9 protein-coding genes are annotated in these 15,033 nt (G+C 65.1%); all 9 read right to left on the bottom strand.

What is annotated here, in order from left to right; translation table 11 throughout:
• Nucleotides 1–104: 104 nt before the first annotated feature.
• The 9 genes from fusA to rplK all read right to left on the bottom strand — a co-directional run bounded on the left by fusA (nucleotide 105) and on the right by rplK (nucleotide 14,781).
• Nucleotides 105–2,222 carry an elongation factor G gene (gene fusA, locus N800_RS14180; RefSeq protein WP_036140073.1) on the bottom strand — a complete coding sequence of 706 codons (2,118 nt, stop codon included), beginning with the start codon at nucleotides 2,220–2,222 and terminating at the stop codon, nucleotides 105–107.
• A 146-nt stretch (nucleotides 2,223–2,368) separates the two neighbouring features.
• A complete protein-coding gene (gene rpsG / locus N800_RS14175) occupies nucleotides 2,369–2,836 on the bottom strand; it encodes a 30S ribosomal protein S7 (RefSeq protein WP_036140071.1) in 468 nt (155 codons plus the stop codon).
• Between the two features lie 69 nt (nucleotides 2,837–2,905).
• On the bottom strand, nucleotides 2,906–3,280 hold the full coding sequence (rpsL, locus tag N800_RS14170) for a 30S ribosomal protein S12 (RefSeq protein WP_036140069.1): 375 nt from the start codon (nucleotides 3,278–3,280) through the stop codon (nucleotides 2,906–2,908).
• A 286-nt stretch (nucleotides 3,281–3,566) separates the two neighbouring features.
• The gene (rpoC, locus tag N800_RS14165; protein WP_036140067.1) at nucleotides 3,567–7,805 is read right to left on the bottom strand and encodes a DNA-directed RNA polymerase subunit beta'; all 4,239 of its coding nucleotides are present in this window, start codon (nucleotides 7,803–7,805) and stop codon (nucleotides 3,567–3,569) included.
• 98 nt (nucleotides 7,806–7,903) lie between these two features.
• Complete coding sequence (gene rpoB, locus N800_RS14160; RefSeq protein WP_036140065.1) at nucleotides 7,904–12,055, bottom strand: DNA-directed RNA polymerase subunit beta; 4,152 nt, start codon at nucleotides 12,053–12,055, stop codon at nucleotides 7,904–7,906.
• A gap of 284 nt (nucleotides 12,056–12,339) precedes the next feature.
• Nucleotides 12,340–12,708: a 50S ribosomal protein L7/L12 gene (rplL, locus tag N800_RS14155; RefSeq protein WP_036140062.1), complete on the bottom strand. Its 369-nt coding sequence runs from the start codon at nucleotides 12,706–12,708 to the stop codon at nucleotides 12,340–12,342.
• Between the two features lie 58 nt (nucleotides 12,709–12,766).
• Entirely contained in the window at nucleotides 12,767–13,294 is a 528-nt protein-coding gene (rplJ, locus tag N800_RS14150) for a 50S ribosomal protein L10 (RefSeq protein ID WP_036140058.1), read from the bottom strand.
• Nucleotides 13,295–13,650: 356 nt separating this feature from the next.
• Nucleotides 13,651–14,349, bottom strand: a complete 699-nt coding sequence (rplA, locus tag N800_RS14145) for a 50S ribosomal protein L1 (protein ID WP_036140055.1) — start codon at nucleotides 14,347–14,349, stop codon at nucleotides 13,651–13,653.
• 3 nt (nucleotides 14,350–14,352) lie between these two features.
• On the bottom strand, nucleotides 14,353–14,781 hold the full coding sequence (gene rplK, locus N800_RS14140) for a 50S ribosomal protein L11 (RefSeq protein WP_036140052.1): 429 nt from the start codon (nucleotides 14,779–14,781) through the stop codon (nucleotides 14,353–14,355).
• Nucleotides 14,782–15,033: the final 252 nt, after the last annotated feature.

Raw genomic sequence — 15,033 nt, 5'->3', positions numbered from 1 at the left:
CGGCTTGGTGCGCTCGAACTTACCCTTTGCCATTGTCCTATACCTCTAATTTTGGAAACTGTTGATTCTTGGTAGAGCCATGGCCGGCATCAGCCGGCCCGGTCTCAGCCCTTCTTGATGACCGCTTCGGCGATGTTGGTCGGCGCTTCGGCGTAATGGTCGAATTCCATCGAGAACGTCGCGCGGCCCTGCGACATCGAACGCAGCGAAGTCGCGTAGCCGAACATTTCACCCAGCGGAACCATCGCGGCGATGATCTTGCCCGACGGGCTGTCGTCCTGGCCCTGCAGCAGGCCACGGCGGCGGCTCACGTCGCCCATCACGTCACCGACGTATTCCTCGGGGGTGACGATCTCGACCTTCATCATCGGCTCAAGCAGCACCGGATCCGCCTTGGCGAAGCCCTGCTTGAACGCCATCGACGAGGCGAGCTTGAACGCCATTTCCGACGAGTCGACGTCGTGGTACGAACCGAACACGAGCTTGCACTTGACGCCCACGACCGGGAAGCCGGCCAGCGGACCGCTGGTGATGGTCTCGCGCAGGCCCTTCTCGACCGCCGGGATGAATTCCTTCGGAATCACGCCGCCGGTGATGTCGTTGACGAACAGGAAGTCGTTCTCGACATCCGGGTTGGCCTTGTCGGCTTCGGTCATCGGCGACAGCTCGATCACGACGTGACCGTACTGACCCTTACCACCGGACTGCTTGGAGTGCTTGTAGTCCGACTTGACGTCCGACTTGCGGATCGTCTCGCGGTACGCCACCTGCGGCTTGCCGACGTTGGCTTCAACGTTGAACTCGCGCTTCATGCGGTCGACGATGATGTCCAGGTGCAGCTCGCCCATGCCGGCGATGATGGTCTGGCCCGACTCCTCGTCGGTGCGCACGCGGAACGAGGGGTCTTCCTGGGCCAGACGGCCGAGGGCGATACCCATCTTTTCCTGATCCGACTTGGTCTTCGGCTCGACCGCCATCGAGATCACCGGCTCCGGGAACACCATGCGCTCCAGGGTGATGATGTGGTCCTGGGCGCACAGGGTGTCACCGGTGGTGACGTCCTTCAGGCCCACGGCCGCGGCGATGTCGCCGGCGCGCACTTCCTTGATCTCGTCGCGCTGGTTGGCGTGCATCTGCAGGATGCGGCCCACGCGCTCCTTCTTCGACTTGACCGGGTTGTACACCTGGTCGCCGGAGTTGAGCACGCCCGAGTAGACGCGGAAGAAGGTCAGCGAACCGACGAACGGGTCGGTCATGATCTTGAACGCCAGCGCCGAGAACGGCTCGGTGTCGGACGCCTTGCGGGTGTCTTCCTTCTCGTCCTCGTCGATGCCCTGGACCGGCGGACGGTCGGCCGGCGACGGCAGCAGGTTGATCACGCCGTCGAGCATGGCCTGCACGCCCTTGTTCTTGAACGCGGTACCGCAGAAGACCGGCACGATCTCCACGCGCAGGGTGCGCTCACGCAGGCCGGCGATGATCTCGGCTTCGGACAGCTCGCCCTCGTTGAGGTACTTGTCCATCAGCGCCTCGGACGCCTCGGCGGCGGCCTCGACCATGAAACCGCGGGCCTCTTCGGCCTTGGCCTGCAGATCCGCCGGGATGTCGCGGTATTCGAAGGTGGTGCCCTGCGAAGCGACATCCCAGTGGATGGCCTTCATCTTCAACAGGTCGACCACGCCTTCGAAGCCGTCTTCGGCGCCGATCGGCACCTGCATCGGGACAGCGTACGCGCCCAGGCGCGACTTCAGCTGCTCGACGACCTTGTCGAAGTTGGCACCGGTGCGGTCCATCTTGTTGACGAACGCCATGCGCGGCACGGAGTACTTGTTGGCCTGGCGCCACACGGTCTCCGACTGCGGCTGCACGCCGCCCACGGCGCACAGCACGAACACCGCGCCGTCGAGCACGCGCAGCGAACGCTCGACTTCGATGGTGAAGTCAACGTGGCCCGGGGTGTCGATGATGTTGAAGCGGTGCTCGGGCAGCGACTTGTCCATGCCCTTCCAGAAGGCCGTGGTGGCCGCGGAAGTGATGGTGATGCCGCGCTCCTGCTCCTGCTCCATCCAGTCCATCGTCGCGGCACCTTCGTGCACTTCGCCGATCTTGTGGCTGACGCCGGTGTAGAACAGGATGCGTTCCGACGTGGTGGTCTTGCCGGCATCGATGTGGGCCATGATGCCGAAGTTGCGGTAACGCTCGATGGGAGTGGTGCGAGCCACGGGACCCTCTCGTAAGTTTTGTGAATTCCAGATGGCCGGATGCCGCCTCGGGGGCGGCCTCCGGTTCGCGTGACGGCGTAATGCCGCCGCGTCAGCGCTTCTGCGCCGTGGGCGCCCCGCGACTTCTCAGCCTGCGGGGCGGTCCATCACCAGCGGTAGTGCGCGAACGCCTTGTTCGCGTCCGCCATGCGGTGGGTTTCTTCGCGCTTCTTGATCGCGCCGCCGCGGTTTTCCGAAGCGTCGATCAGCTCTGCAGCCAGCTTGCGCGGCATGCTGTTCTCGCCACGCTTGCGGGCCGACTCGATCAGCCAGCGCATTGCCAGCGCCATGCGGCGCGACGAACGCACTTCGACCGGAACCTGGTAGGTCGCGCCGCCGACGCGGCGGGACTTGACCTCGACCGACGGCGACACGTTGCCGAGCGCCTTCTCAACCAGCTCAAGGGCGTTCGGGTTCTTCTCGCCGATCACGTCCATGGCGCCGTAGACGATCTTTTCAGCGATCGACTTCTTGCCGCTCTGCATGACCATGTTGATGAAGCGGGCGATCGTCTCGCTGCCGTGCTTGGGATCGGGCAGGACCGAACGCTGGGGGGTGGAGCCTTTACGCGACATGTTGCGTACCTTTCGTCAAATCTTGATCGGGCAGCCCGCCGGAACGGACCGCGCTGTGGGAGCCGTCGCTTAGGACTTCGGACGCTTGGCGCCGTACTTGGAGCGACGCTGGCGACGCTTGGCGACACCGGCGGCGTCGAGCGAGCCGCGCACGGTGTGGTAGCGCACGCCCGGCAGGTCCTTCACACGACCGCCGCGGATCAGCACCACCGAGTGCTCCTGCAGGTTGTGGCCTTCGCCGCCGATGTACGAAATGACTTCGTAACCGTTGGTCAGACGCACCTTGGCCACCTTGCGCATAGCCGAGTTCGGCTTCTTCGGGGTGGTGGTGTACACGCGGGTGCAAACGCCACGACGCTGCGGGCAGTTCGCCAGCGCCGGGGAAGCGCTCTTGTAGGTTTCAGGGTTGCGCGGCTTGCGCACCAGCTGATTGATAGTCGCCATCTGGAGCTCTTGTGGTGAGGGGCCGGGAAGGCCTCCGCGGGAAAAACGAACGGCCAGCCGGATGCTTCCGGCCAACCGAGACGAAAAAGTATAGCCCGCGTCGGACGTTACCGTCAACGCGGACTAAACCAGTATCCGGACGCCAGCCCCGAAAGGCCGGCCACCGGAAAATCTGCGATCCCGCCCGTCCTGGGCCCAACACGAGGCGCTTCCTGCGACCTCATTTGGTGATCTGGGGCGGTGCATTAAGGCACCGCCCGGGTTAACGCCGGGATTGTACCCGGTTTTACTCGGCCGTGGAATCCTCGCCCGCGACATCGGCGGCCTCGGCCACCTCGGTCACGGCCGGACCCGCCAACACCTCAAGCTCGGAGTCGGTCAGGCCCGAGGCGTTCTTGCGGCGCTGGCTGTGGTACGCCAGGCCGGTACCCGCCGGGATCAGGCGACCCACGATCACGTTTTCCTTCAGGCCGCGCAGGTTGTCGCGGGTACCGCGGACGGCCGCCTCGGTCAACACGCGGGTGGTCTCCTGGAACGAGGCCGCCGAGATGAACGACTCGGTCGCCAGCGAGGCCTTGGTGATGCCCAGCAGGACCGGATCGTACTTCGCCGGCATCTCGTTGCGGCCCAGCACGCGGGCGTTCTCCTCGACCAGGCGCTGGCGCTCGACCTGCTCGCCGTGCAGGAACTTGCTGTCGCCCTGCTCGGTGATCTCGACCTTGCGCAGCATCTGGCGAACGATCACCTCGATGTGCTTGTCGTTGATCTTCACGCCCTGCAGACGGTAGACGTCCTGGATTTCCTTGGTCAGGTACACCGCCAGCGGCTCGACACCCAGCAGGCGCAGGATGTCCTGCGGGCTCGGCTCGCCGTCCACCACGGTCTCGCCCTTCTCCACGTGCTCGCCTTCGAACACGATGATCTGGCGGTACTTGGGGATCAGCTCTTCGTGCTCGTTGCCATCCGTGTCACGGATGATCAGGCGCTGCTTGCCCTTGGTGTCCTTGCCGAAGCTGACGATACCCGAACGCTCGGCCAGCACCGCCGGGTCCTTCGGCTTGCGGGCTTCGAACAGGTCGGCCACGCGCGGCAGACCACCGGTGATGTCGCGGGTCTTGGACGCTTCCTGCGGGATCTTGGCGACCACGTCACCCACGCCCACCGGGGCGCCGTCCTGCAGGTTGACGATCGAGCGCGGCGGCAGCAGGTACTGAGCCGGCAGGTCGGTACCCGGGATCTGCAGGTCCTTGCCCGCCTTGTCGACGATGCGGACGATCGGGCGCAGGTCCTTCGCCGCCGAACCACGACGCTTCGGATCGGTGATCTCGCGCGAGGCCAGGCCGGTCAGTTCGTCGGTCTTCTCGATCACGGTCACGCCATCGACAAAGTCGATGAAGCGGATGAAACCGGCGACTTCCGACACGATCGGGTGGTTGTGCGGATCCCAGTTGGCCACGGTCTGGCCAGCCTTGATCTCGGCACCGTCCTTGACGCTGACGGTGGCACCGTACGGCAGCTTGTAGCGCTCGCGCTCGCGACCATGCGGATCGAGGACCGACAGTTCACCCGAGCGCGACACGGCCACGCGGTGGCCCTGGTTGTGCTCGACGAACTTGAGGTTGTTGTACTTGATCGAACCGGTGGTCTTGACCGTCACGTTGTCGATGGCAGCCGCACGCGAAGCCGCACCACCGATGTGGAACGTACGCATGGTCAGCTGGGTACCCGGCTCACCGATCGACTGCGCGGCAACGACGCCGACCGCTTCACCGTGGTTGACCAGGTGGCCGCGGCCGAGGTCGCGACCGTAGCAGTGCGAGCACACGCCGAACGAGCTTTCGCAGGTGATGGTCGAGCGGACCTTGATGGCCTGCACGCTGGCGTCTTCCAGCTTCTGCACCCAGGCTTCGTCGAGCAGCGTGTTGCGGGTGACGATCGGATCCTCGTCGTTGCCCGGCAGGAACACGTCCTCGGCCACGACGCGGCCCAGCACGCGGTCGCGCAGCGGTTCGACCACGTCGCCGCCTTCGACGATCGGGGTCATCATCAGGCCTTCGACCGTGCCGCAGTCGGTTTCGGTGATCACCACGTCCTGCGCCACGTCGACCAGGCGACGGGTCAGGTAACCGGAGTTCGCGGTCTTCAGCGCGGTATCCGCCAGGCCCTTACGGGCACCGTGGGTCGAGATGAAGTACTGCTGGACGTTCAGGCCCTCGCGGAAGTTCGAGGTGATCGGCGTTTCGATGATCGAGCCGTCCGGCTTGGCCATCAGGCCGCGCATGCCGGCCAGCTGGCGGATCTGCGCCTGCGAACCACGCGCGCCGGAGTCAGCCATGATGTAGATCGAGTTCATCGACTTCTGGTCGACGACCTCGCCCTTGGCGTTCTCGACCTTCTCGGTGCCGATGGTGTCCATCATCGCCTTGGCCACGCGCTCGTTGGTGCGCGACCAGATGTCGACCACCTTGTTGTAGCGCTCGCCTGCGGTGACCAGGCCCGACTGGTACTGCTCCTGGATTTCCAGCACCTCGGCTTCCGCCTCGGCCAGGATGTCCTTCTTCTCGTCCGGGATGGTCATGTCGTCGATGCCGATGGACACGCCGGCACGCGTTGCGAACGCGAAGCCGGTGTACATCAGCTTGTCGGCGAACACCACGGTGTCCTTCAGGCCGAGCATGCGATAGCAGGAGTTGATCAGGCGGCTGATGTTCTTCTTGGTCAGCTCGACGTTGGCCAGCGCGAACGGCAGCCCCTCCGGCAGGATCTCGCGCAGCAGGGCGCGGCCGACGGTGGTGTCGACGATGGAGGTCTTCTGCTCGAAGGTGCCGTCCTCGTTCTTCACGCGCTCGGTGATGCGCACCTTGATGCCGGCATGCAGCTCGATGACGCGCTTGCCGTCATGGTCGTTGGTGTCGTACGCGCGCTTCACTTCGGCGACGTTGGCGAACACCATGCCCTCGCCCTTCTTGCCGACGAGCTGGCGGGTCATGTAGTACAGGCCCAACACCACGTCCTGCGACGGCACGATGATCGGCTCGCCGTTGGCCGGCGACAGGATGTTGTTGGACGCCATCATCAGCGCGCGCGCTTCCAGCTGGGCTTCCAGCGAGAGCGGCACGTGCACGGCCATCTGGTCACCGTCGAAGTCGGCGTTGAACGCCGTACACACGAGCGGATGCAACTGGATCGCCTTGCCTTCGATCAGCACCGGCTCGAACGCCTGGATGCCGAGGCGGTGCAGGGTCGGGGCGCGGTTCAGCAGCACCGGGTGCTCGCGGATCACCTCTTCGAGGATGTCCCACACCTCGGCCTCTTCACGCTCGACCAGCTTCTTGGCGGCCTTGATCGTGGTGGCCAGGCCGCGACGCTGCAGCTTGGCGAAGATGAACGGCTTGAACAGCTCCAGCGCCATCTTCTTCGGCAGGCCGCACTGGTGCAGCTTGAGGTACGGACCAACCACGATGACCGAACGGCCCGAGTAGTCGACGCGCTTGCCGAGCAGGTTCTGGCGGAAGCGACCCTGCTTGCCCTTGATCATGTCGGCCAGCGACTTGAGCGGGCGCTTGTTGGTGCCGGTGATGGCGCGGCCGCGGCGGCCGTTGTCCATCAGCGCGTCGACCGATTCCTGCAGCATGCGCTTTTCGTTGCGCACGATGATGTCCGGGGCGTTGAGCTCCAGCAGGCGACGCAGGCGGTTGTTGCGGTTGATGACGCGGCGGTACAGGTCGTTCAGGTCGGAGGTCGCGAAGCGGCCGCCGTCCAGCGGGACCAGCGGACGCAGGTCCGGCGGCAGCACCGGCAGCACGGTCATGACCATCCACTCCGGACGGTTGCCGGACTCGAGGAAGGCCTCGACCAGCTTGATGCGCTTGGTGAGGCGCTTGAGCTTGGTCTCCGAACCGGTGGAGGCGATCTCCTCCTTCAGGGTGACCATCTCCGACTGCAGGTCGATGGTGCGCAGCAGGTCGTAGACCGCCTCGGCGCCCATCGCGGCCTCGAAGTCGTCGCCGTGCTCCTGGCGGGCCTGCATGTACTGCTCTTCGGTCAGCAGGTTGCCGCGCTCGAGCGGGGTCAGGCCCGGCTCCGTCACCACGTAGGCTTCGAAGTACAGGATGCGCTCGATGTCACGCAGGGTCATGTCCAGCATCAGGCCGATGCGCGACGGCAGCGACTTCAGGAACCAGATGTGCGCGACCGGCGATGCCAGGTCGATGTGGCCCATGCGCTCGCGGCGCACCTTGGCCAGCGTGACCTCGGTGCCGCACTTCTCGCAGACCACGCCGCGGTGCTTCATGCGCTTGTACTTGCCGCACAGGCACTCGTAGTCCTTGATCGGTCCGAAGATGGCGGCGCAGAACAGGCCGTCACGCTCCGGCTTGAAGGTGCGGTAGTTGATGGTTTCCGGCTTCTTGACTTCGCCGAAGGACCACGAACGGATCAGGTCCGGCGATGCCAGTGCGATCTTGATGGCGTCGAAGTCGAGCGCCGGTCGCTGCTGGTTGAACAGGTTCAGCAAATCTTTCATTTCTTTTCTCCAGTCCGGAGGAATTCGTCGAGGGGCTGTGGATTACCGACTGCGTGGCCAGGGGAGCGCGCGTCACGCTGCACTCCCCTGCCCCCGGATCAGTTCTCTTCCAGCTCCATGTTGATCGCGAGCGAGCGGATTTCCTTCACCAGCACGTTGAAGGACTCCGGCATGCCGGCGACCATCTCGTACTCGCCGTCGACGATGTTCTTGTACATCTGGTTGCGGCCCTGCACGTCGTCGGACTTCACCGTCAGCATTTCCTGCAGGGTGTAGGCCGCGCCGTAGGCTTCCAGCGCCCAGACTTCCATTTCACCGAAGCGCTGGCCGCCGAACTGCGCCTTGCCGCCCAGCGGCTGCTGGGTGACGAGCGAGTACGGACCGGTCGAGCGGGCGTGCATCTTGTCGTCCACCAGGTGGTTGAGCTTCAGCATGTGCATGTAGCCCACCGTCACCTTGCGGTCGAATGCCTCGCCGGTGCGACCGTCGTACAGCGTGGTCTGGCCGCTGGTCGGCAGGTCGGCGAGCTCCAGCATGCGCTTGATCTCGGCCTCGGCCGCACCGTCGAACACCGGGGTCGCCATCGGCACGCCGTCGGTGAGGTTGTTGGCCAGCACCAGCAGCTCCTCGTCGGAGAACTGGGTCAGGTCAACGCGCTCGCCGTGCAGCTTGCGGTCGTGGTTGTAGATCTCGTCGAGGAACTTGCGCAGTTCGGCGACCTTGGTCTGGGCCTCGAGCATGCGCTGGATCTTCTGGCCCAGGCCCTTGGCGGCCCAGCCCAGATGCACTTCCAGCACCTGGCCGATGTTCATACGCGAAGGCACGCCCAGCGGGTTCAGCACGATGTCGACGGTCTGGCCGTCGGCCATGTACGGCATGTCCTGCACCGGCACGATGTTGGACACCACGCCCTTGTTGCCGTGGCGGCCCGCCATCTTGTCGCCCGGCTGGATACGGCGCTTCACGGCCAGGAACACCTTGACCATCTTCAGCACGCCCGGGGCGAGGTCGTCGCCCTGCATGATCTTGGCGCGCTTGTCGGCGAAGCGCTTCTCGAACTCGTCCTTGTGGACGTCGATCTGCTTCTGCGCGCGCTCGATCGCCTCGATGGCGTCGTCGTCCTTCATGCGCAGGCCGAACCAGTCCTTCTTGGACAGGCCGTCAAGCACCAGCGAGGTGACGGTTTCGCCCTTCTTCAGGCCGGCACCACCGTTGGCCACCTTGCCCACCAACTGCGAGCGCAGGCGGTCGTAGATGGCGGCCTCGAGGATGCGGTACTGGTCGTCGAAGTCCTTCTTGACGCGCTTGATCTCGCTCTCTTCGATCTGGCGCGCGCGGGCGTCCTTCTCGATGCCGTCGCGGGTGAAGACCTGCACGTCGATGACCACGCCGTCCATGCCCGGGGGCACGCGCAGCGAGCTGTCCTTAACGTCGGAGGCCTTCTCACCGAAGATCGCACGCAGCAGCTTCTCTTCCGGAGTCAGCTGGCTCTCGCCCTTCGGCGTGACCTTGCCGACCAGGATGTCGCCTGCGCGGACTTCCGCACCGATGTACACCACGCCGGACTGGTCGAGGCGGTTCAGCGCCTGCTCGGACACGTTCGGGATGTCGGCGGAGATCTCCTCCGGCCCCAGCTTCGTGTCACGCGCCTGGACGGTCAGCTCTTCGATGTGGATCGTGGTGTAACGATCTTCCTTCACCACGCGCTCGGACAGCAGGATCGAGTCTTCGAAGTTGTAGCCGTTCCACGGCATGAACGCGATCAGCATGTTCTGGCCCAGGGCCAGCTCGCCGATGTCGGTCGATGGGCCGTCGGCCAGCACGTCGCCACGCGCCACCACGTCACCGACCTTCACCAGCGGAGTCTGGTTGATGCAGGTGTTCTGGTTGGAACGGGTGTACTTGATCAGGTTGTAGATGTCGACGCCGGCGTCGGTCTCGCCCGAGATCTCGCTCTCGTTGACCTTGACCACGATGCGGCCCGCGTCGATCTGCTCGATCACGCCACCACGCTTGGCGTTCACGGTCACGCCCGAGTCGCGCGCCACGGCGCGCTCGATGCCGGTACCGACCAGCGGCTTCTGCGACTTCAGCGTCGGCACGGCCTGGCGCTGCATGTTCGCGCCCATCAGTGCGCGGTTGGCGTCGTCGTGCTCCAGGAACGGTACCAGCGCGGCCGCGACCGACACGGTCTGCATCGGCGAGACGTCCATGAAGTGGATCTCGCTCGGCGGCTTCAGCAGGTTTTCACCCTGGAAGCGGCAGTTCACGAACTGCGAGGTCATCACGCCCTTCTCGTCCTGCGGCGCGTTGGCCTGGGCGATGACGTACTCGTTCTCTTCGATCGCCGACAGGTACTCGACGTCGTCGGTGACGCGGCCGTCCACGACCTTGCGGTACGGCGTCTCGAGGAAGCCGTAGCGGTTGGTGCGGGCGAACACCGCCAGCGAGTTGATCAGGCCGATGTTCGGGCCTTCCGGCGTCTCGATGGTGCAGACGCGGCCGTAGTGCGTCGGGTGCACGTCGCGCACTTCGAAGCCGGCGCGCTCACGGGTCAGGCCGCCCGGGCCGAGGGCCGAAACGCGACGCTTGTGCGTCACTTCCGACAGCGGATTGTTCTGGTCCATGAACTGCGACAGCTGCGAGGAGCCGAAGAACTCCTTGATCGCGGCCGCAACGGGCTTGGCGTTGATCAGCTCCTGCGGGGTCAGGCCTTCGGACTCGGCCATCGACAGGCGCTCCTTGACCGCGCGCTCGACGCGGACCAGGCCCACGCGGAACACGTTCTCGGCCATTTCACCCACCGAGCGCACGCGACGGTTGCCCAGGTGGTCGATGTCGTCCACCACGCCACGGCCGTTGCGGATCTCGGTCAGGACCTTGATCACATCCAGGATGTCCGAACCGGTGCACTGCTCGCGCAGGCGCGCGGACTCTTCGTCCTTGCGGTCGGCGAAGTACTTGCTGTCGTACAGCACCGACGCGCCCTCGGTCTCCTTGCGACCCAGGCGGCGGTTGAACTTCATGCGACCCACGGCCGACAGGTCGTAGCGCTCGAAGGTGAAGAACAGGTTATGGAACAGGTTCTGCGCGGCGTCCTTGGTGGGCGGCTCGCCCGGGCGCATCATGCGGTAGATCTCGACCAGCGCGTCGAGCTGGGTCTTGGTCGCATCGATCCGCAGGGTGTTGGAGATGTACGGACCGCGGTCGAGGTCGTTCACCCACAGGGTGCCGACCGACGCCACGCCGGCCTTGCGGAACTTGGCCAGCTGGTCCTCGGTGATCTCGTCGTTGGCATTGGCCAGCAGCTCGCCGGTGTTGGCGTCGACCACGTCATGCGACAGGATGCGGCCGACCAGGTAGCTGTCCGGCACGGCCAACGCGGCGATGCCGGCGGCCTCCAGCTGCTTGGTGTGGCGCGCGGTGATGCGGCGGCCGGCCTCGACGATGACCTTGTCGCCATCGGCCAGGTCGAAGTCCAGGGTTTCGCCACGCAGGCGCTCCGGCACCAGCTCCAGCTGGACGCCTTCCTGCGGATCGATGTGGAAGGTGTTGACCTCGAAGAACTCGCGCAGCATCTCCTCGTTGGTGTAACCGAGGGCGCGCAGGAGCACGGTCACCGGCAGCTTGCGGCGACGGTCGATACGGGTGAACAGGCCATCCTTCGGGTCGAACTCGAAGTCCAGCCACGAGCCGCGGTAAGGAATGATGCGCGCGCTGTACAGCAGCTTGCCCGAGCTGTGGGTCTTGCCACGGTCGTGGTCGAAGAACACGCCCGGCGAGCGGTGCAGCTGCGAGACGATGACGCGCTCGGTACCGTTGACGATGAAGGTGCCGTTGTCGGTCATGAGCGGAATCTCGCCCATGTAGACTTCCTGCTCCTTCACGTACTTGATGGCCTTGGTGCTCGACTCGCGGTCGTAGATCACCAGGCGCACGGTCACGCGCAGCGGGGCGCCGTACGACAGGCCGCGGTTGCGGCACTCGCGTTCGTCGAAGGCGGGCTCGCCGAGCTTGTAGCCGACGTATTCCAGCGCGGCATTGCCGCTGTAGCTGGCGATCGGGAAGACCGACTTGAGGGCGGCGTGGAGGCCCTTGTCGTCGCGCTTGGCCGGATCCTTGTTCTCCTGCAGGAACTCGCGGTACGAGTCGACCTGGATGGCCAGCAGGAAGGGCACTTCAAGGATGGACCGGCGCTTGCCGAAATCCTTGCGGATGCGCTTCTTTTCGGTGAACGAGTACGTCGTCATGGGGAGCTACCGCCTCGGTTTTGTTGTACGAGGGCCGCTGTGGCGGACCTCGGGCGGGCCGCGCGTCCGCGACCCTGGGGGAACGAAGAACTGTCAGTTGGAAGCCGCGGGTATTGCCGGCACCCGCACGCCTTCTGCTGCTGCTTCCAACTACCAACTCGGTTGGGTTTCCTGCCTGCCGCCGGGCACGCCCGATCGCAGGACTTCAACAACGGCCAAAGGCCGGGGCCTTGCGGCCCCAGCCTTGGGTGGTCGCCAGTGGTGGCCGGCGACGCAAGTACTGCTTACTTCAGCTCGACGGTCGCGCCGGCGGCCTCGAGTTCCTTCTTGAACTTGTCGGCGTCTTCCTTCGAAGCGCCTTCCTTCACCACGCCACCGGCCTCGGCCAGGTCCTTGGCTTCCTTCAGGCCCAGGCCCGTGATGGCGCGAACGGCCTTGATGACCTCGACCTTCTTGGCGCCGGCATCCTTCAGGATGACGTTGAACTCGGTCTGCTCTTCAACCGGGGCAGCGGCGGCGGCCGGGCCGGCGACCATGACCGGGGCGGCGGCGGTGACGCCGAACTTCTCTTCGATGGCCTTCACCAGCTCCATCACTTCCATCAGCGACTTGGCGGCGATGGCGTCGACGATCTGCTCGTTGGACAGGGACATTGTAATTACCTCTGGAAAATTGATCTTACGAATCGATTAGTTGAGTCGCGGTCGCGAATCAGGCTTCGGCGGCAGCTTCGGCGGGGGCGGCTTCGCCACCACCCTGCTTGTCGGCGATCGCCTTGACGGCACGGGCGAACATCGTGGCCGGCTCGGCCAGGACGCGGGCCAGCATGGCCAGGGCCTGTTCGCGGGTCGGCAGCGACGCCAGCACTTCGACGTGCTCGGCCGGCAGCAGCTTGCCTTCCACCGACACGAGGCGCGGCTTGAGCTTGTCGTTGCCCTTGGCGGCTTCCTTGATCAGACGACCGGCAGCGCCGGGTTCTTCCAGCGAGAACGCGTACAGCAGCGGACCGGTCAGGGCGTCCTGGACGACCTCGAACTCGGTACCGGCCACGGCGCGCGACGCCAGCGTGTTCTTGACAACCTTCAAGTACACGCCGGTTTCGCGAGCCTTCTTGCGCATCGCGGTCATCTGGCTGACCGTGGTGCCCGCGTACTCGGCTGCGACCAAGGAGTGCGCCTTGGCGGCGATTTCAGCCACCTCTGCGACTACATCTTGCTTCTGGGACAGATTGAGAGCCATTGCACTCCTCCAATTGAATTCCGCTTACGGCTCCTGCCGCGTGCGGTCCTGGGCGACACCAGTCCGTGGCGTCGGGGATGCCTTTCGGCATCCCGGTGGTGGCCACTCCAGAAAGATTTTCCAGAAGGCACCATCTACGCAGGTCGACCCGGAGGTCCGGATTAAGCAGCCCCGCTTCCACCGACGGCGATTCCCTGCCATGTCGAGCTTCCGTGCCCGTCGCCGGTAGGCGCTGACCGCACCTGCGGTCTTTGACGGCGGCCGCCCCGACCGGAGCCGGAGCGGTGCCCTCAAAAACATGGACCGGGGTTGCCCCCGACCCGACCCGCCCCGCGAACGGAGCGGAATGAAATGAATTACTTCAGGTTCAGCGACGACTGGTCGACGGTGATGCCAGGACCCATGGTCGAGCTGATCGACACCTTCTGCAGGTACTGACCCTTCGAGGTCGCCGGCTTTGCCTTGATCAGGTCAGCCAGCAGGGCCTGCAGGTTGTCCTTCAGCTTGCCGTCTTCGAAGTCCGCCTTGCCGATGGTGCAGTGGATGATGCCGGCCTTGTCGGTGCGGTAACGGACCTGGCCACCCTTCGCGTTCTTCACCGCTTCGCCCGGGTTCGGGGACACGGTGCCGACCTTCGGGTTCGGCATCAGGCCGCGCGGGCCCAGGACGGTACCGAGCTTACCGACGACGCGCATGGCGTCCGGGGTGGCGATGACCACGTCGTAGTTCAGGTCGCCGGCCTGCATCTTCTCGGCCAGGTCGTCCATGCCGACGGCCTCGGCGCCAGCGGCCAGGGCTTCGTCAGCCTTGGCACCGGCCGGGGCGAACACCGCCACGCGCACGGACTTGCCGGTACCGGCGGGCAGCACGGTCGAACCACGGACCTGCTGGTCGGACTTCTTGGCGTCCACGCCCAGGCGCACGGCGACGTCGACGGACTCGACGAACTTGGCCTTGGTGGCGGTCTTGATGATCTTGATCGCGTCCTCGAAGGCGTACGACTTGCCCGGGACAACGGCGGCCTTGATGGCCTTTTCGCGCTTGGTCATTGCCATGTCTTAACCCTCCACCACCAGACCCATGCTGCGGGCGGAACCCGCAATCGTCTTCACCGCCGCTTCGAGATCGGCCGCCGTCAGGTCGGCTTCCTTCTGCTGGGCGATGGCTTCGAGCTGGGCGCGGGTGACCTTGCCCACCTTCTCGGTGTTCGGGCGCTTGGAACCGGAGGTGATGCCGGCAGCCTTCTTCAGCAGCACCGTGGCCGGGGTCGACTTGGTGACGAAGGTGAAGGTACGGTCCGAGTAGGCCGTGATGATGACCGGGGTCGGCAGACCCGGCTCGAGCTTGGAGGTCGCGGCGTTGAACGCCTTGCAGAACTCCATGATGTTCAGGCCGCGCTGACCCAGGGCCGGACCAACCGGCGGCGACGGGTTGGCCTGACCGGCCTTGACCTGCAACTTGATGTAACCGACTACTTTCTTAGCCATTTTTCTGTCTCCGGGTGCGAACGCCTGGACGTCAGGCTCCCCATCGCGCCGGGAAAATCACGTGTCCCGACATCACGTTTTGCTTGCACAGGCAGCCGCCAAGCGGCGGCTGCAACTCCCACGGCGACCTGCCCGGGAGAGCGAGCCGCACATGATAGCAGGGTTTTGGCGTCACTGCAGGGCACGGCCCGACAGGATCGGACGGCACGACTTGCCGGGAACAGCCAGATTGGCGGCGCCAGAAAGGCTGCG

It is taken from the genome of Lysobacter daejeonensis GH1-9 (assembly GCF_000768355.1).
In the GTDB taxonomy this organism is placed as follows: domain Bacteria; phylum Pseudomonadota; class Gammaproteobacteria; order Xanthomonadales; family Xanthomonadaceae; genus Aerolutibacter; species Aerolutibacter daejeonensis.
This window is presented reverse-complemented; position numbering and strand designations above follow the sequence as displayed.